General features: G+C 53.0%; 16 protein-coding genes. 5 read left to right on the plus strand and 11 right to left on the minus strand.

The features are described 5' to 3' along the window. Positions 1 to 3: 3 nt before the first annotated feature. The 5 genes from ACR0JG_RS18615 to rfbF are packed head-to-tail and all read right to left on the minus strand — an operon-like array spanning position 4 to position 4,694. Positions 4 to 1,116 carry a DegT/DnrJ/EryC1/StrS family aminotransferase gene (locus ACR0JG_RS18615; RefSeq protein WP_480571809.1) on the minus strand — a complete coding sequence of 371 codons (1,113 nt, stop codon included), beginning with the start codon at positions 1,114 to 1,116 and terminating at the stop codon, positions 4 to 6. Next, positions 1,113 to 2,336: a methyltransferase domain-containing protein gene (locus ACR0JG_RS18620; RefSeq protein ID WP_480571812.1), complete on the minus strand. Its 1,224-nt coding sequence runs from the start codon at positions 2,334 to 2,336 to the stop codon at positions 1,113 to 1,115. The genes ACR0JG_RS18615 and ACR0JG_RS18620 overlap by 4 nt, the downstream gene beginning before the upstream one ends. Further along, positions 2,333 to 2,881 (minus strand): dTDP-4-dehydrorhamnose 3,5-epimerase, encoded by a 549-nt coding sequence (rfbC, locus tag ACR0JG_RS18625; protein ID WP_480571815.1) that lies wholly within the window; start codon positions 2,879 to 2,881, stop codon positions 2,333 to 2,335. Before rfbC ends, ACR0JG_RS18620 begins: the two co-directional genes overlap by 4 nt. Continuing rightward, the gene (gene rfbG, locus ACR0JG_RS18630) at positions 2,881 to 3,945 is read right to left on the minus strand and encodes a CDP-glucose 4,6-dehydratase (RefSeq protein ID WP_480571818.1); all 1,065 of its coding nucleotides are present in this window, start codon (positions 3,943 to 3,945) and stop codon (positions 2,881 to 2,883) included. The genes rfbC and rfbG overlap by 1 nt, the downstream gene beginning before the upstream one ends. Beyond that, complete coding sequence (gene rfbF, locus ACR0JG_RS18635; protein WP_170408162.1) at positions 3,927 to 4,694, minus strand: glucose-1-phosphate cytidylyltransferase; 768 nt, start codon at positions 4,692 to 4,694, stop codon at positions 3,927 to 3,929. Before rfbF ends, rfbG begins: the two co-directional genes overlap by 19 nt. A 615-nt stretch (positions 4,695 to 5,309) precedes the next feature. Between rfbF and ACR0JG_RS18640 the strand changes: the two genes are divergently transcribed. Beyond that, the gene (locus ACR0JG_RS18640; protein ID WP_480571822.1) at positions 5,310 to 6,521 is read left to right on the plus strand and encodes a TIGR00180 family glycosyltransferase; all 1,212 of its coding nucleotides are present in this window, start codon (positions 5,310 to 5,312) and stop codon (positions 6,519 to 6,521) included. A 259-nt stretch (positions 6,522 to 6,780) separates the two neighbouring features. On the opposite strand, the gene ACR0JG_RS18645 is transcribed toward ACR0JG_RS18640, so the two are convergent. The 5 genes from ACR0JG_RS18645 to ACR0JG_RS18665 all read right to left on the minus strand — a co-directional run bounded on the left by ACR0JG_RS18645 (position 6,781) and on the right by ACR0JG_RS18665 (position 10,692). Then, positions 6,781 to 6,942: a transaldolase family protein gene (locus ACR0JG_RS18645; RefSeq protein WP_480571825.1), complete on the minus strand. Its 162-nt coding sequence runs from the start codon at positions 6,940 to 6,942 to the stop codon at positions 6,781 to 6,783. 92 nt (positions 6,943 to 7,034) lie between these two features. Further along, on the minus strand, positions 7,035 to 7,496 hold the full coding sequence (locus ACR0JG_RS18650) for a nucleoside/nucleotide kinase family protein (protein WP_480571828.1): 462 nt from the start codon (positions 7,494 to 7,496) through the stop codon (positions 7,035 to 7,037). A gap of 206 nt (positions 7,497 to 7,702) precedes the next feature. After that, positions 7,703 to 8,485 carry an ATP-binding cassette domain-containing protein gene (locus ACR0JG_RS18655; RefSeq protein WP_170402609.1) on the minus strand — a complete coding sequence of 261 codons (783 nt, stop codon included), beginning with the start codon at positions 8,483 to 8,485 and terminating at the stop codon, positions 7,703 to 7,705. Beyond that, positions 8,485 to 9,555: an ABC transporter permease gene (locus ACR0JG_RS18660; RefSeq protein ID WP_170392953.1), complete on the minus strand. Its 1,071-nt coding sequence runs from the start codon at positions 9,553 to 9,555 to the stop codon at positions 8,485 to 8,487. Before ACR0JG_RS18660 ends, ACR0JG_RS18655 begins: the two co-directional genes overlap by 1 nt. 117 nt (positions 9,556 to 9,672) lie before the next feature. Further along, a complete protein-coding gene (locus ACR0JG_RS18665; RefSeq protein ID WP_170392952.1) occupies positions 9,673 to 10,692 on the minus strand; it encodes a sugar ABC transporter substrate-binding protein in 1,020 nt (339 codons plus the stop codon). A gap of 186 nt (positions 10,693 to 10,878) precedes the next feature. Between ACR0JG_RS18665 and ACR0JG_RS18670 the strand changes: the two genes are divergently transcribed. Together ACR0JG_RS18670 and ACR0JG_RS18675 are read left to right on the plus strand one after the other, a co-directional pair. Next, positions 10,879 to 12,078 carry an ROK family transcriptional regulator gene (locus ACR0JG_RS18670; protein WP_480571980.1) on the plus strand — a complete coding sequence of 400 codons (1,200 nt, stop codon included), beginning with the start codon at positions 10,879 to 10,881 and terminating at the stop codon, positions 12,076 to 12,078. 47 nt (positions 12,079 to 12,125) lie between these two features. Next, complete coding sequence (locus tag ACR0JG_RS18675) at positions 12,126 to 12,395, plus strand: HlyU family transcriptional regulator (RefSeq protein ID WP_170402606.1); 270 nt, start codon at positions 12,126 to 12,128, stop codon at positions 12,393 to 12,395. A gap of 198 nt (positions 12,396 to 12,593) precedes the next feature. Here ACR0JG_RS18675 and ACR0JG_RS18680 read toward each other — a convergent pair whose 3' ends face one another. Further along, positions 12,594 to 13,574, minus strand: a complete 981-nt coding sequence (locus ACR0JG_RS18680) for a hypothetical protein (protein ID WP_480571831.1) — start codon at positions 13,572 to 13,574, stop codon at positions 12,594 to 12,596. A 201-nt stretch (positions 13,575 to 13,775) separates the two neighbouring features. Between ACR0JG_RS18680 and ACR0JG_RS18685 the strand changes: the two genes are divergently transcribed. Continuing rightward, positions 13,776 to 14,246, plus strand: a complete 471-nt coding sequence (locus ACR0JG_RS18685) for a hypothetical protein (RefSeq protein WP_480571834.1) — start codon at positions 13,776 to 13,778, stop codon at positions 14,244 to 14,246. Between the two features lie 888 nt (positions 14,247 to 15,134). Further along, positions 15,135 to 16,874, plus strand: a complete 1,740-nt coding sequence (locus tag ACR0JG_RS18690) for an ABC transporter substrate-binding protein (RefSeq protein ID WP_170392843.1) — start codon at positions 15,135 to 15,137, stop codon at positions 16,872 to 16,874. The last annotated feature ends 9 nt before the right edge of the window (positions 16,875 to 16,883 follow it).

A 16,883-nucleotide genomic window follows, 5' to 3' on the forward strand; every position in this document is an offset into this window, starting at 1 on the left:
ATTCTACCTTTGTCCCGCAACTACAGCGACTACGTCTGCGATTTGATCCAGATCTCTATCTGTCATATCGTGATAGCTCGGTAAATTTATCGCACGGCAAGGGATATCCCATGCATGAATATTCTCAGAACATTCTTCGAACATTTCAAGCGAACTCAGGGGCCAGAAAAACACCCGAGCATCAATGTTGGCTTCAGCAAACGCGGCCTGCAATATCTCGCGAGTGACCCCAGTTTCTTTTGTAAAAACGACAGTCGGCATCCATGCGCCATTTATGCCATCGGATGGTTCTGGATTTAGTGAAATGCCTGTTTCATTTATTAACCTTGTCTTGTAGCCCGCCAGAATTTCCTTCTTTCGCGCCGTAAGCTCTTCGATGCGCTGAAGCTGGGCACAACCGATCGCTGCCTGAATATTGGACATCTTATACTTGAAGCCAATCATATCGGCCCAGAACTGGCGGCTTTGCCCTCGCACGCGCCCATGATTAGACAGCGTCAGAACCTTTTCGAACAGCTTTGTGTCATTGGTTGCGAATAACCCGCCCTCGCCGGTTGTCAGGGTCTTGGTGCCATGGAATGAGAACGTGGAAAACAAACCCATCGAACCAGCTTTTTTTCCCAACCACTCCGATCCGATCGCCTCTGCTGCATCTTCGATCACTGGAATTCCATAACGCTCACCAAGCGCCAACAAGGCCGTCATGTCTGCCAGATTACCATAAAGATGCGTCGCGATAATGGCTCTAGTACGAGGGGTAATTGCCGCATCAGCCCGTTCAGGATCGATGCACCATGTGACCGGGTCAATATCAACGAAGACCGGGCTTGCACCCAGATGCTTCACTGGAGCCACCGTGGCAATCCAATTGGTGTCGGCCAGAATTACTTCGTCGCCAGGTCCAATACCTAGCGCAGCAAGGCCCATATGCATCGCACCCGTACAGCTAGAGGTGGCGATGGTGTGATTCACACCAAGATATTTCCCAAACTCGTTTTCGAACCGATCAATGTACTCATAGCATTGGGCACCCCAACCATGCCGCGCTGCATCTGCAGCGTATTCGACCTCAAGTTCAGTAATTGATGGCTTTGTATATGGTATCCGATTGGTCATCTGATGCATAACTCAGGCACAAATGTCACGAAGGCTGAACCTGCATCAGCCAAATCCGCCAACTGAGCGGTAATTTCACTCGCGATATTCCATGGCAGTATTAAGATGTAGTCAGGCCGGCTGTCGGTCAGCTCTTGGGGCGGGCGGATGGGAATATGGCTACCCGGCATGAACTTGCCTTGCTTGGAAGGAGCCGCGTCCGATACGAATTGAATCAGGTCTCTGCCGACGCCTGCAAAGTTAAGCAACGTATTGCCTTTTGCGGCCGCTCCATACGCGCTGACGGTCTTGCCGCTACGCTTGGCCTCCAGTAGGAAAGAAAGCGCCATGTCCTTTACCGTTTCTACGCGAGATTGGAAGGCAATGTATGGTTCCTGGGTCTCTAGACCCGCGGCTTGTTCCTTAGCCAAAACGCTTGCAACCGAGTCAGTTAGAAGATGTGACGCGTCATGCAAACATCCGTGTACTCGCAGGCTACCACCGTGGGTTGACAGTTCTTCGACATCGAAGATACGCAATCCCGCCATTTCAAAAATCCGCCGCGCCGCGCCTAACGAAAGATACGAGAAGTGCTCATGATACACAGTATCAAATTGACATTCATCTAGAAGCCGGAGCAAATGAGGGAATTCCAGAGTAACAACACCCTCTGAATTCAACACTGTTGCCAACCCCAGAGCAAAGTCATTGATGTCGGGCACATGTGCAAATACATTGTTGCCGCACACAAGATCAGCCTTGTGGCCTTGGGCTACCAGTTGCTGCGCCAGCGTTTCACCGAAGAAGGCCCGCATTACTGGAATGCCAATGCGTTCCGCAACTTCTGCCGTGGCATCAGTAGGCTCGATACCCAGGCAAGGTATTCCTGCCTGCACGAAATTCTTCAGTAAGTATCCATCGTTGGAGGCTACTTCGATCACATAAGAGTCAGCACCCAGATTTAGCCTTTGGGTGATTGTGCTTGCATACTCAGCGGCATGCGAAACCCAAGACTGTGAAGTCGATGAAAAATATGCGTAATCCGCGCGAAAAATCTCATCTGCTCTGGCGTAATCTTCTGTTTGGACCAGCCAACACTGTTCACACACACGTAACCGCAAAGGAAAGGTGACTTCAGGTGCATGCAGATCGGCCTGCGTAAGATAGGCATTGGAAGGTGGTGCAAACCCGAGGTCAAGAAAGGCCGGGCCGAGCGGATGATAGCAGTGACGGCATTTCATGACTCTAGCGGCTCCAGTTCGGCAAGTAGTGGCAGAGCACGATCTTTAGGTGAGATCACAGTTTTTGACAACGGCCAGCCGATACCAATCTCAGGATCGTCGAAATGGACTCCACCGCTGTACTCAGGACTGAAGGGAATCGAGTGCAAGTACACCATCTCGACATCATCTGTCATGGTCTGAAAACCATGGGCAAATCCCTCCGGAATGTACAACGCAACGCGGTTGTCTGCGCTGAGCTCCTGAGCGATCCAATGTCCAAAGGTCTCTGATCCGGATCTCAAATCAACGGCAACATCAAAAATCGCGCCCTGCACGACGCGCACAACCTTTGCCTCTGCAGCCGGGGCTCGTTGAAAGTGAAGCCCCCTGATTGTGCCCATATGCCGAGTATAAGAAGTGTTAATCTGTGCGATTTCCGAGAATAAGTGTCGCGACTGAAATTCTTCGCTACAAAAAGAACGCGCAAAAAAACCGCGATCATCCTCAATACGATTTAAGTCGATACGCAGCACATCACTGATCATCATCGGTTCGAATTTCATCACTCGGCCTTTTCGAACTCTTCAATATCAGTATCTACTAGGGTTTTTGCATCGACGCCTGAGCTGAATTGCCGATACCAATCGACTGTGCGGGTTACTGCCTGGTCAAAGTTCCAGCGAGGCGCCCACCCCAGCAGGGAATTCGCCTTGTCTATTGACAGTGTCAAGCGGCCAGCCTCGTGTGGTGCATTTGTTTCGCTTTGATATCTGACCTCACCCGGCCAGGCGTTCAAGCTGGTTGATACCAAATCTTGAACGGGACGTTGATCGGAAACCACAGGACCGAAATTAAAGGCAGTTTCCAAATCACTACGACCATCAAGCAAACCATCAGCCAGATCCATGTATCCCTTCAAAGGTTCCAGAACATGCTGCCAAGGTCTTATCGCGTGCCGGTTGCGCACGACCAAAGCTTGACCATCTCCAAACGCGCGGGCCAAATCGGGCAAGATGCGGTCTTCGGCCCAATCCCCGCCACCAATTACGTTACCCGCTCTGGCCGTCGCAACTCGAACTGGCGAACCCGAAAAAAACGATGATCGGTAGCTTGCAATAGCAATTTCCGCTGCTGCTTTACTGGCGCTATAAGCATCATGACCACCAAGCTGGTCATCCTCGAAGTAGGGCGCATTCTGTTCAAGATTCTTATAAACTTTGTCGGTAGTGACGATCACGACCGCAGTGGGCTTGTTTCTCTCTCGCAAGGCATCAAGAACGTTCACCGTCCCCATCACATTAACATCCATCGTGCCTTGCGGCTCGCGATAGGATCGGCGGACAAGTGATTGGGCTGCGAGGTGAAACACAATGTCGGGATCAGCATCGGCAACACGTGCGTTGACATTCGCCGAATTGCGGATATCGCAAATCGAGTGATCCATACGCTCGGCCAACTCGAGCTCATCAAAAAGACAGGGTGAGTTTTCGGGCGCCAATGAAAGACCAAAGACTTTGGCACCGCGCGATAGCAGCCAATGCGACAACCAGGCGCCTTTGAATCCTGTGTGTCCCGTGAGCAGGACACGGCGTCCCTTCCAGTCGGTCGTCACCTCCAGACTCTCCACGGCGGCTTCCCACTAGCCCAAAGATCTTCCAGAAAGTTCTTGTCTCTCAGCGTATCCATAGCCGACCAGAAACCATTATGTTTATAGACTGCCAGTTGTTTGTCGGCCGCCAGCGCCTCCATTGGTTCACGCTCCCAAAGCGTGTCATCACCGTCAATACGGTCTAGAACGGACGGCTCACATACGAAGAAACCACCAGATACCCATTGTCCGTCACCTTTCGGTTTCTCTAAGAAACTTTTGACCCGCGCACCTTCGACCTGAATTGAGCCGAAGCGTCCGGCCGGTTGAACAGCGGTCACGGTTGCCTCCACACCTTCTGCCTCGTGGAATGCTATCAGTTCGCTGATATCAATGTCGCTAACCCCATCTCCGTAAGTAAGCAGGAACCGATCGTCCAGATGCTCGCGCACACGCACGATTCTTCCACCCGTTTGTGTCATCTCTCCCGTATCAACAAGTGTGACACGCCAAGGTTCCGCATGGCGTTGATGTACCTCCATTCGATTTTCCTGAATATCGATCGTGATGTCTGACATATGCAGAAAATAATTTGCGAAATACTCTTTGATTATGAATCCCTTGTAGCCGCAACATATTACGAAGTCGGTTATCCCATAAGCTCCGTAAATCTTCATTATGTGCCACAGTAGTGGACGGCCACCGATCTCAATCATCGGTTTAGGCTTCAAGTGAGATTCCTCACTAATCCGGGTACCGAGTCCACCGGCAAGCAAAACAGCTTTCATCTAGTTCCTAAGACCTTCTGTAATTTTGCTATGATGCGCTGACTTGCGCAAAGATATACCACCTAGCCACCCTATGCTTCCCTAAAACCGCATAGCTTTATACCCAGTATTCATCCAGTAGCGGCGCACTGTTCGATCGCCTAAGCCAAACCCCACAATCACATCTTTTTACTACAAGCGAGACGAGTCCAAACAAAGGAAGCTTGCACGCGCCAACCGCTCGCCAACAGTAAATTCGGGAACTCTAAACCAGTTTCCAACTACAAATGCAACTGAGCCGGGATGTTGGCTTAAGTCATGAAATGTACCGTGAAGCCGCTGCTTCAATCCGTTAAAAAGAGTTACAATCATACCTGCCTGTAACATTGAGGCGATCCTTTGCCGCAGTTTCTATTCCGGCAGTGCAAATCCCAGTTAAGGAAGGTGCTGCATAACGATGGCGATCCAATCTCGCGGCCTGCACAATACAGTTGGTAGTGTCGCGAACAAGCACAATGAAGTAGTTTCTGTCAGCTGTAATTTTGCGAATAGAAGGAAGGTTGCAGTCGTCTAGGTTTGCTGCAAGAACCGAAGCAGTCAAACTAGGTTTAGTATCAAGCTTGGACGCATAAAACGATGGTATGTTTTGAAGATCTAACTCTTGTCATCCCAACTTTTGAGCGACAACAGCTAGTGCTGTTAGCAATGTCATATTGGAATGAGTTAGGTGTCGAGCTGCATGTGATCGACGGATCGGCGAAGCCAATTCCCACTGAAGCACTACCGCAGAGTCAAAAAATACATTACTATCATATGCCTGCACCTCTGTTCGACCGATTGAGTTTCGCAACAGAAATAGTCCAGACGCCATTCTGCAGTCTGATCTCAGATGACGAATTTTTCTTACCAACCGGCCTGAGAGCATGTTTGACAGAACTTTCGAACGACCCAGAACTGGTCGCATGCATTGGAAGGGCACTTGCCTTTGATGCAACATCCGATCGGGTTGAAGGAATTCCTGCCTACCCTGAAATGGCCGGGCGCCGAATTGACCAAAAGACTGCTGCCGAGAGGGTGAGAGCACACTTGGGAGACTATCGGCCTTCCACAATTTATGCAGTGACAAGGACAGATATTTGGAAAAAGGCATTACGTGCATCGGTAGCAAAGTCTTTCCCCGTATTTGCCCTTCCTGAACTCAGATTCGAGGCCGCAATCGCGTACCAAGGTCCAAGCCGAGTGATACCGGTACTGAGTTGGCTTCGAAACGTAGGCGAACCGCCTAAACGCGGACAAGATGAAACCTTAGATGTGCGCAACACATTCCATGAATGGTGGAATGACGAAAACAAATTTGATCAGCGCTGCGAGTTTCTAAGCTTAATGGCCGAGCATCTTCGAACAGATGCCGCGTCAGATGAAGAGCGTCAAATTGTACATGATCTAGAACAAGCGTTCACACATTATGACAATACCATCCAGGAACGAAAGACAGCTTGGCAAACACGAAACTCGGCTGCTCGATCTGATCGGGTAGTAAAAAAGAAACAAAACTTATTGCAAAGGTTTCAAAAACTAATTTTTGGAGCCGGTGACAAAACCCCGCAATCCACTCATTCCACGAAAGGACGGCAAAAACCCGCAATGGAGAAAGGCTCATCAAGTCAAAAGTCAAAAGCTCCGAGAAGAAAAGACATCTTTCTCGCCGTTGAGGATTTGCGCGAGGAAGGTGTGCTTGTTAACTTGAGTGAGATCAAAAAAGTGGTGCAACTTTTAGGATTTACGGCAGACCGATCCACCTTTTCAACGTGTGATGATGAAAGTCAAAAACACACGCGGCCAGACTAACTGTTCAATCCCAACCTCTGGTTATGATCTTCCCGCTTGGAAGTGCTTCTCCGCTATATTTAGGAGATTGGTGGAACCACATGGCCACTGACCCAGCGCCTTTGAACCGGGCAGTATGGATGCAGAAACCGTACCCGTTTCATTCTCATGGCTAGATTGGCGATTCCTTTAGGCGCCTGTTTAGGATAATTAAATAGAGTGGTGGCGCAAATGCCCCTAAAATTGGACAATTATACCATTATGCTTTAAATCTGCACTCTTATGGTTCATCCGTCAGAGTGCAAAGTTCTGCGATGAGTTCTTTAAGATCGAGACCGGATCTCGCAATCAGACTTGGATCGGTGGTGACGCCGTCAAGAAGGCCCAAGTCTATCAGGTCTTTGATTTCGCTTACTTCTGCAGTATCCGCAAAAAACTTCATGAGTTTTCCTCATGTGTGTGAACTTAATTTGGTTGCACGTGAATTCACCCAGAGGAGCTGCATCGACGGATGGCGGGGTCCAGGGCGTAAATTCAGAACGCGTGGCGCGTCCCGAATTCGGTGTAGTTCTGGTTTAATCTTAGGTCGGCATTTCGGCTAGTGCTGATGACGAGTTTTGCATTTGGCAGATCGTTCGCTTTCGCGCGTTTCAATGCCGTGATCGGGTCAAAGCCATGGTTGATCCAGCGGTTTTGCAGCCTGTTTTCAAGCTCTTCCAAAGTTGGGCTGATAAAAACCGTTGCGGCATAGACATCCGTCAGGTTTCTCCACGGGTCGCTGTCCATCAGAAGATAGTTACCCTCAACGACGACGACCGGAGTTGCCGGGTGAACCGCAATGGCGTTGGCAATAGCGAGGTCCATTGTGCGGTCGAATTTGGGATGAAAGGACTCGTGGCGCGTAAATTGAAGCTCTCTGATTGCAGCGCAAAACCCGACCCCGTCGAAAGTCTCTGGCGCGCCTTTTCTCGCCAGCAATCCACGCGTTTCCAGCACGCAGTTGTCCAAATGGTAACCATCCATTGGTACAAGTGTGGCTGACGGAACCGCCGAGCTCTGTTGCGTGTTCAGCGATTGTACAACGCCTTCCGCTAAGGTCGACTTTCCGGATGCAGGGGGGCCGGCGATTGCGATAATCGTCCGGACTCCAACTTGCCGCCGGGAGGAGATCAGGTCGCAAACGCGCTTTACGTCCTGCTCGATCACGCTGCGTCCTCTTTTGGGGGTTCCTTGGCACCGGTCATGAAGGCGACTGCATCGGACATCGTGTAATCCTTGGGATCAATTGTGCAGAGCCTTTTGCCCAACCGATGCACATGAATGCGGTCGGCAACCTCAAAAACATGAGGCATGTTGTGGCTGATCAGGATGATCGGAATGCCACGCGCCCGCACGTCCTGGATCAGCTCAAGCACCTTGCGGCTTTCCTTAACCCCCAAAGCAGCGGTCGGTTCATCCATGATGATAAACTTGGTTGCAAAGGCAGCGGCACGAGCAACGGCAACACCTTGGCGTTGGCCACCAGAAAGAGTCTCAACCGCCTGATTGATCGACTGTACAGTCATCAGCCCAAGCTCGGTCAGTTTTTCTCGGGCAAACTTCTCCATCGCTGGACGGTCAAGCTTACGCATGTATTTGCCCATGAACCCCTGCTTGCGGATTTCGCGCCCCATGAACATGTTGTCCGCAATCGAAAGGGCAGGAGACATGGCGAGCTGCTGATAGACAATCTCAATCCCCATATTCCGCGCATCGATCGGAGAGGTGAAGTTAACCTTTTTGCCCTCGATCAGAATCTCGCCTTCATCCGGGATTGTGGCGCCGCAGATCGCCTTCACGATGGATGATTTGCCCGCGCCGTTATCTCCGATCACTGCCAGGATTTCCCCCTGGCGCAGTTCAAAGTCGGAATGGTCGATGGCGGTAACGTGGCCATAACGCTTTACGATCCCGCGGCCTTGGACGACTGGAGTTGAGTCTGACATTAGCCCGATACCTTTCTAATCCACTGGTCGACGGCAACCGCAGCGATAATGAGAAGTCCGATAAGTAAGAAGGTCCATTGTGCGTCTGCGCCCAGAAGCCTAAGCCCCAAAGTGAACACGCCAACAATCAGCGCGCCAAACAGCGATCCCAGGATGGATCCCCGCCCGCCGAACAAAGAGATGCCCCCGATCACAACCGCGGTGATGCTTTCGATATTGGCCAATTGACCGGATGTAGGTGAAACCGACCCGATGCGTCCGATCAAAGCCCAGCCCGCAAAGGCACAGATCAAACCGGATAACATATAAACGGACATCAGCGTTCTGTGCACGTTCACACCGGATAGTTCAGCCGCCTCAGGGTCATCCCCCACTGCATAGACATGCCGGCCCCAGGCCGTGTGTTTGAGCGCGTAAGCCAGAACGAAAATCAGAACGAGCATGAATATCACGCCAACCGTGAAGGTCGCGCCACCGATGCTGAATTTGGTACCAAAGAATTGCAGGAACGGGGCGTTGGCCTCGATATCCTGGCTGCGAATTGTTTCGTTTGCGGAATACAGGAAGTTTGTCGCCAGAACGATCTGCCACATGCCGAGCGTGACAATAAAGGGTGGCAGCTTTACGCGACTGACCAGCCAGCCATTGAGAGCCCCGATCAGCGTACCCATTGCCAGCCCGCACATCACAGCAATGGGCACGGGGATACCGTAGCGGAAGGTGAACTGACCCATGATGACGGATGAAAACACCATGATCGCACCGACGCTCAAGTCGATGCCGGCGGTCAGAATGACAAGGCTTTGCGCTGCGGCCACGATGCCCACGATCTGAACTTGCTGCAAGATCAGCGTCATCGCAAAGGGGGAGAAGAACTTGGACCCCAGCAGCAGACCGAAAATTACGATGGCGCCGACCAGAACGATCAACGGCACAAAGGAAGGGTTGACATGGAGAAGATGCTGCAACTTCCCCAGAACACCACGCCGGTGATCTTCAAATTCCGCTACGGTTTCTGACGCGTTGGCGGCGGTTTCGAATTCCTGGGCGTTTTGGTTTGCTTCAGACATCTCTCCCCCTTTTCGTGGCTGGCATCGCGTCCACGAAATCAGTTTACAGGAAGTTTAGGTTTGCTGGTGAAAGGATTGATGAGGCGCTGCGGCGCGCCTCACCTTGTAGGGCTGCCTTTAGCCCCAGCAGAGATCCAAGCCTTCTGCGACAGACAGCGACTCGACCCCATCAACCGGCTGGTCGGTGATGAGCGCCACGCCCGTGTCATAGAAGTCTTTGCCGGGTGTGTTTTCCGGCTTCACGCCCTCTTCGGCCCATTTTTTCACGGCCTCAACGCCAAGCGACGCCATCAACAGCGGGTACTGTTGGCTTGTCGCCCCGATCACACCGGCTTCGACGTTTTGGACGCCGGGGCACCCCCCGTCAACCGAAACGATCAGTACGTCGTTTTCACGCCCGATGGATTTCAGCGCCTCATATGCGCCCGCAGCAGCCGGTTCGTTGATCGTGTGAACAACGTTGATGGATGAATCCTTGGCCAAAAGGTTTTCCATGGCGCGGCGCCCGCCTTCTTCATTACCGTCGGTCACGTCACTGCCAACCAGCCGCGCATCGGTTTCGTCACCGATGACGTTCGGGTCCGCCAAGTCCACGCCGAATCCGTCGAGGAAACCCTGATTGCGCAGAACGTCCACTGTCGGCTGACTGACGTTCAGATCCAGCGTCGCGATCTTGGCATCGGCTGCGGCGTCGCCCATTTTGGCCTTAGCCCATTGACCGATCAGAAGGCCGGCCTTGTAGTTGTCCGTCGCGAATGTCGCGTCCGCCGAGTCAATCGGGCTAAGCGGCGTGTCCAGCGCAATGACCAAAACCCCCGCATCCCGCGCCTGTTTGACCGCAGGAACGATTGAGCTGGTGTCGGATGCTGTCAGCAGAATGCCTTTTGCGCCATCGAGAATACATGTCTCGATAGCCTGAACCTGAGTTTCATGGTCGCCATCGACCTTGCCGGCAAACGCCTTGAGCGTCATGCCCAGCTCTTCTGCCTTGGCGGTTGCGCCTTCCTTCATCTTAACGAAAAAGGGGTTGGTGTCGGTCTTGGTAATCAGGCAGACGGTTTCACCAGCCGCTTGCGCGGATGCAGCGGCCAAAGTCAGCGCAGTCGCGGATGCGGCGAGCTTGAGTAGATTTCTCATGTTCTCCTCCCAGAAAATTGTTGTGGCCCCGCGCGGAATAGCGACAAGGCGGGCCTCCATCCTCCAATGAAGGTCTCGTTCAAGAAACCGTGATTCTAGCCTCTGTGTCAATAAATAAATAAAGTTTATTTATTAATTTGCCCACGTATCTTTTCATAAGAAAACAAGGTGTTTATGTTTAAGGTTATGGAAAGAGAGGCGTTGAAAATACTAACCGGCGGGGTAAGCCAAAGCGGTGTTCGTGATCATAACGAACGCCTCATTCTGACGGTTTTACAACGGCATGGACCTGCTGCCGGGGCGGACGTCGCGCGGCTGACGGGCCTGTCTCCGCAGACCGTGTCGATCATTCTGCGTAAGCTCGAAAAGGACGAGATTCTCAAACGTGGGACGCCGTTAAGGGGCAAGGTAGGGAAACCTTCGATCCCCATGGAACTCAATCCAGAAGGCATCCTATCCGTGGGAATGAAGATCGGTCGCCGCAGCGCAGATCTTCTTTTGATCGACTTCACCGGTAAGCCACGCCAACAGCTCTCGACGACTTATGACTACCCGCTGCCCGAAGCAGTGTTCGGTTTTTTGGAGGAAGGACTGCAAGAACTTCTGGCCAATGAACCCCAGAAGCTTCGCGACCGTGTATGCGGGATCGGGATCGGTACACCGTTCGAGCTGTGGAAATGGCACGACCTGTCTGGGCTTGCGGCTCAGAAATTCAGGTCCTGGAGAAACGTGAACTTCTTTTCCGAGGTGGCCAAGTTCAGCGAACTGCCGGTCTTTGTGGTCAATGATGCTACTGCCGCGTGTCACGCGGAGCACCTCTATGGCCGCGGGGCTGAGTATCGAGACTATTTTTATTTCTTCATAGGCTCAATGATTGGCGGAGGCGTTGCCCTGAATGGCACCGTATTTGAGGGCAACCAAGGCAACGCCGGTGCCTTGGGCGCCATGCGGACAACAGGTCCTTTGGGTGAAAGCCAGCAACTGATTGACACTGCATCGCTGTTCCTGCTCGAGGACAGGTTGATAGAAGCGGGTGTTGATCCGGGAATTTTGTGGAAAAAGCCGCAGGACTGGAGCAGCATTTCGCGCTATGTCGAACCATGGATCGGTACCACTGCGCAGGAACTGGCCAAAGCTGCGCTGTCTATTTGCGCAGTCATCGACTTTGAGGCAATTTTTATCGACGGCGCATTCCCATCTGAAATACGGGAGGAGTTGGTCTCACGGGTTCGTCGTTACCTAGTCAACCAAGATAAACGCGGTTTGATTCCTCCGGTTGTAGAAGCTGCGGCTGTTGGGGAAAACGCCCGCGGGATTGGGGCGGCAAGCAGCCCGATTTTCCGCCAGTTTCTATTGAACACTAATGCTGGGCTTTCTGGGATGTAGTCGAAATTCATAGGGGTCAAATTTCCTAAGTAGAAAGGGACCGCATAATGTCAATCTTCTCAAAACTCTTTGGTGGCGGTGAAAAGTCGGAGCTGCAACCGGTCTCGTACAAAGGGTTCGACATCTTCCCCGTTTTGATTGCCGAGGGCGGAAAGTATCGCCTGTCGGCCCGTATCGAAAAAATCATCAACGGAGATCGTAAGACCTATGCGCTGATCCGGGCGGATGTCTTCGAAAGCCGGGATCAGGCCGAGAGCTTTAGCATCACCAAGGCGAAACAGGTGATTGACGAGCAAGGCGAGTGTATTTTCGGTTAAGGGAACTGTTGGCTATCATCCCTTTCCACGAGCGCTACGGCGTCAACGTCAAATCTCTCGGCCTTGCCCTCCATAATGCTGCGAGACATGTTTCCTCCCCAACTCTTGTCCAGACACCAAAGGCCAAACTACGAAACAAGAAGGTCCCGCAGGTGTTTTCTAAGCAAAAAAAGTGCACCTAAAAAAGTGCACCTACCGCTACTGGCAAATTGGCAGTTCTAGCGGCGGCTGCTTGGGCAGGGCCGCCCTCCATTGATTGATGATCGGTTGCAAAGTTCTTTTCGGCCAAAACTTGGGTGCGTCAATCGCCTTCAGACATGCTGCGTTCCAGTAGACGCCCGCGCGCGAAAGCGATTTTCCTTGCTCCACCGCTTTGGCAACCGCGTTAATGTCTTTTGATTCCGGGTAGATATAGAGCGTGGTCGGGTTTCCTTCGACAAGCTCCAAAATCTCTTTTGAAGCGGATTGCGACCAGGTTGTGCAGCCGTTGCTGCGCCCACCGACGTAGTTCACAAGCTTGCCGTACGGTACATATCCATCCTTGTCAGCGTTCGCGCTTTGCGGGTTTTTGAAGCGGCACTTCCACTTTAGAAAAACAGCAGGATGACCGCCTATGGCGCGTTCCCGGGCATTGCTTGTCTCTCCTTCCCCGTCAAACAACAGGAACGTGCGGTAAAGTGGCTTCATCTTACCGGAGTGTTGGTAATATCCTTTGAATGAAGTTCGGGCCTCGGCCGTAAGGTATGACCCACCTGCGGTCAGTTTCGAACCTTCTGCGTTGCTGAAGTTCTTCGCGCATTGCCGACCATTTGCGAAATTGGCCCGCTGCAACTTTCGACCATTGCCATAGCCGGATGAAACGGCGCGAAATGACTTATGCGCTTCGCAAATCACGTAGAACCGACGCCCTGGGTTTCCGGTCCGCGCCGTACTGGGACGCGTGGCGTCTTTTGCTAGGTAGCAGGAGTTCGAGATTTTGCCTTGCCGGAGTTTCTGCAGATAAAGCGCTCTCGCACGCTCGAGGACGATCGGCGCGATTTGCCCTTCAGCCGTGCCTACGTGTTTCCGTAGCCAGGCTGGTATTTCTTTTGATAATGCGTCGCCTCGGTTGGGGAAAGACCCAGCAATGGTGGCGACGACTAAGACGGCGATGGAGAGACAGAGTGAATTGGGTCGCAACGGGACTGCTCCTGCTAGACTATTCTCGTGCCTATTCTAACACGGAAACCTGGCCCGACCTTTGGGATGATTTCGGGATCGATAGGTACTGTTGCTTTATGTCCCGACTTGTAAGCCTTAGGTCCTGTTTGTGATGGGGCTCGGTCAAAAACAGAAATCGAGCGACTGGACATCTTCGGGTTAGCGTCCACATGAAAGGCTATGTTTGCACGTCGTTCGTGCCTGATTGCTTCGACCGTCTCTGTGTCCGCGCCGATCGTTGTGCGGGGGCAATCCCCAGAGATTGGCGAGATGATCGGCCGCTTGTCGCGGCTCCATTCGCTTCAGATTCAGCGCGGGGAGGACGTCATCTTTGCGCAAGCTCCCAAAGAGCCTGGACTGGATCGCCCGGCAAACATCAGACCCTGTTCGAAAAGCATCGTTGCCCTGTTGCTAGAAACCGCAATCGATAGGCAGGAAATCTCTTCAGACGATGCTACGCTGCAAGACGTGGCGCCGCGCTTGCTGCCGCCGAATGCAACTCCGGGCGCCGAAAGTATCACGATGGAGGATCTAGTCACGCTCCGGGCAGGGCTGGAACGGACGTCTGGCGGGAATTGCGGTGCATGGATCAGCTCGCCCAACTGGATCGCCGACGCACTCACCCGACCGATGGTGGCCAAGCCCGGGTAACGCATGTTGTACTCAACGGAATCAACACAAATCCTGGGGGCGGCGTTAAACGAGGCAACGGGGCAAAGCCTGCTAACGCTGGCGCGGGCGCGATTGGGGACTCTGCTGGGAGTTGAGATACCCGCCTAGACCCAGGATCCTCAGGGATATTATCTAGGCGCTAACTAGATGACAATATCACCGAGATCGAGGTTGAAGATCGCCTTATTACTTAGGGACAGGGGAGTCTTTGAAAAAATCTTATTAGTCCCGAAAGTTGGGTTTCCGCAGCCACCAAGGCCTACAGCCGGTCACAGTTTTCTGAGTTGGAATACGGATACGGCTGGTTTCTCACACCGTCCGGATACGCTCTGGCCCGAGGGTATGGAGGTCAAATCATAGCGGCCCATCACAGGCGCAATCTTGCAGTCACAATCACATCCGATCCGACCCGTCCCGCGAGATCTGCTGGTTATTTCGGGAATTTGATCCGGTTTCTAGATGGACCGGTTCTGAATTTGGCGTGATGCATTGAACTGGGCTCGAACAGTTTTCGCCGTTTATCAACAAAGCCGCCTTTTGATGTGGGACGTACGACTTTATGTCTCAGGCTGTAAGCATGATGTATTTCGGTTGTAACGAAGGTCCGGTTCTGCTGACTGCAGTGCAGTGTCTTGAGGAGACGTTGGGCGGCAGGAATGGGCCGTTTGCAGCGCACGTAATTGATGCTAATTGGCGTGATCCATGAAGTTCTTCCTCCAACATAAATGGTATTAAGTGATATAAAACAATGGGTTGCCCTACTTCCTTCTTTCTACTAAAAAATTAGTTTGACAGCAGCGCCGAATATCATTGATGCTGTTTGCCATCCGGTCTGCACCGGATCACATAATCTTTGGGAGGAGACAGATGCGGAGACATCTACTTTCCGCCGTGGCGGCAGCGGCCGTCATTGCGGGGCATGGTCCTGCTTGGGCCGACGAAGCCGCAGCACAACGTTGGATCGACGACGAATTCCAGCCATCGACCTTGTCGAAGGATGAACAGTTGTCCGAAATGAAGTGGTTCATCGAAGCTGCACAACCGTACTCGGGCATGGAAATCAATGTCCTGTCCGAGGGTATCCCGACGCATTCCTATGAATCCGAGGTTCTGACCAAGGCGTTCGAGGAAATAACCGGGATCAAGGTCAATCACCAGATTCTCGGCGAAGGCGAAGTGGTTCAGGCCGTACAGACTCAGCTACAAACCGGACGGAATCTGTATGATGGCTATGTCAACGACAGCGACCTGATCGGGACACATTCGCGCCTGCAGTTGGCCTATCCGTTGACCGATATGATGGAAGGTGATTGGGCGGCGACAACCTCGCCAACGCTGGATCTGGATGACTTCATGGGCATTCAGTTCACCACCGGCCCTGATGGCAAGCTTTATCAATTGCCTGACCAGCAGTTTGCGAACCTATATTGGTTCCGCAAGGACTGGTTCGATGACGAAGCCAACAAGGCCGCGTTCAAAGAGAAATACGGCTATGATCTAGGCGTTCCGGTCAACTGGTCGGCCTACGAAGACATCGCCGAGTTCTTCACCAATGACGTGAAAGAAGTCGATGGCACCACGATCTATGGCCACATGGATTATGGTAAGCGCGCGCCTGACCTCGGCTGGCGCATGACTGACGCCTGGCTGTCGATGGCCGGCGCCGGTGACGTGGGTGAACCGAACGGCGTTCCCGTCGACGAATGGGGCATCCGCATGGAAGCGGGCACCTGTAACCCTGTTGGCGCGTCCGTTTCGCGTGGTGGTGCTGCGAACGGCCCGGCTGCGGTCTATGCGATCCGCAAGTGGGATGAATGGCTGCGGGCTTATGCGCCTCCGGGTGCGGCGTCTTATGACTTCTACCAGTCGTTGCCAGCGCTTAGCCAAGGCAACGTGGCTCAGCAGATCTTCTGGTACACCGCCTTCACCGCAGACATGGTGAAGCCGAAGTCCGAAGGCAACAACACCGTGGATGACGAAGGCACGCCGCTGTGGCGGATGGCGCCCAGCCCGCACGGCCCCTATTGGGAAGAAGGCCAGAAGGTTGGTTATCAGGACGTGGGGTCGTGGACCTTCCTGAAGTCGACGCCTGCGGATCGTGCTCAGGCGGCTTGGCTCTATGCCCAATTCGTGACGTCCAAGACTGTCGACGTGAAGAAATCCCATGTGGGCCTAACCTTCATCCGCGACAGCTCGGTCAACCACGAGTCGTTCACCGAGCGCGCACCCAAGCTGGGTGGTCTGGTCGAGTTCTACCGCTCACCCGACCGTGTGGCATGGTCACCGACCGGCATCAACGTGCCGGACTATCCGAAGCTGGCCCAGATCTGGTGGCAGCAGATCGGTGACGTGAACTCGGGCGCCTTCACCCCGCAAGAGGCGATGGACCGTCTGGCAGAAGAGATGGACATCACTATGGCCCGGATGCAGGCCGCTGACGAAAGCGCCGGTGTCTACGGTGGCTGTGGCCCGCGTCTGAACGAGCCGCAGGATGCCGCCTTCTGGTTGGAAAAGCCGGGCTCGCCCAAGGCCAAGCTTGAGAACGAAAAGCCGCAGGGCCAGACCGTCAACTATGACGAACTGGTTCAGCGCTGGCAGTCTCAGTAAGCAAACGAA

The organism is Ruegeria sp. AD5 (assembly GCF_056542345.1).

Coding starts and splice junctions, on each gene's coding strand:
- ACR0JG_RS18615 (WP_480571809.1), bottom strand. CDS start 1,116: ATGACCAATCGGATACCATATACAAAGCCATCAATTACTGAACTTGAG.
- ACR0JG_RS18620 (WP_480571812.1), bottom strand. CDS start 2,336: ATGAAATGCCGTCACTGCTATCATCCGCTCGGCCCGGCCTTTCTTGAC.
- rfbC (WP_480571815.1), bottom strand. CDS start 2,881: ATGAAATTCGAACCGATGATGATCAGTGATGTGCTGCGTATCGACTTA.
- rfbF (WP_170408162.1), bottom strand. CDS start 4,694: ATGAAAGCTGTTTTGCTTGCCGGTGGACTCGGTACCCGGATTAGTGAG.
- ACR0JG_RS18640 (WP_480571822.1), top strand. CDS start 5,310: ATGGTATGTTTTGAAGATCTAACTCTTGTCATCCCAACTTTTGAGCGA.
- ACR0JG_RS18645 (WP_480571825.1), bottom strand. CDS start 6,942: ATGAAGTTTTTTGCGGATACTGCAGAAGTAAGCGAAATCAAAGACCTG.
- ACR0JG_RS18655 (WP_170402609.1), bottom strand. CDS start 8,485: ATGTCAGACTCAACTCCAGTCGTCCAAGGCCGCGGGATCGTAAAGCGT.
- ACR0JG_RS18660 (WP_170392953.1), bottom strand. CDS start 9,555: ATGTCTGAAGCAAACCAAAACGCCCAGGAATTCGAAACCGCCGCCAAC.
- ACR0JG_RS18665 (WP_170392952.1), bottom strand. CDS start 10,692: ATGAGAAATCTACTCAAGCTCGCCGCATCCGCGACTGCGCTGACTTTG.
- ACR0JG_RS18670 (WP_480571980.1), top strand. CDS start 10,879: ATGGAAAGAGAGGCGTTGAAAATACTAACCGGCGGGGTAAGCCAAAGC.
- ACR0JG_RS18675 (WP_170402606.1), top strand. CDS start 12,126: ATGTCAATCTTCTCAAAACTCTTTGGTGGCGGTGAAAAGTCGGAGCTG.
- ACR0JG_RS18685 (WP_480571834.1), top strand. CDS start 13,776: ATGTTTGCACGTCGTTCGTGCCTGATTGCTTCGACCGTCTCTGTGTCC.
- ACR0JG_RS18690 (WP_170392843.1), top strand. CDS start 15,135: ATGCGGAGACATCTACTTTCCGCCGTGGCGGCAGCGGCCGTCATTGCG.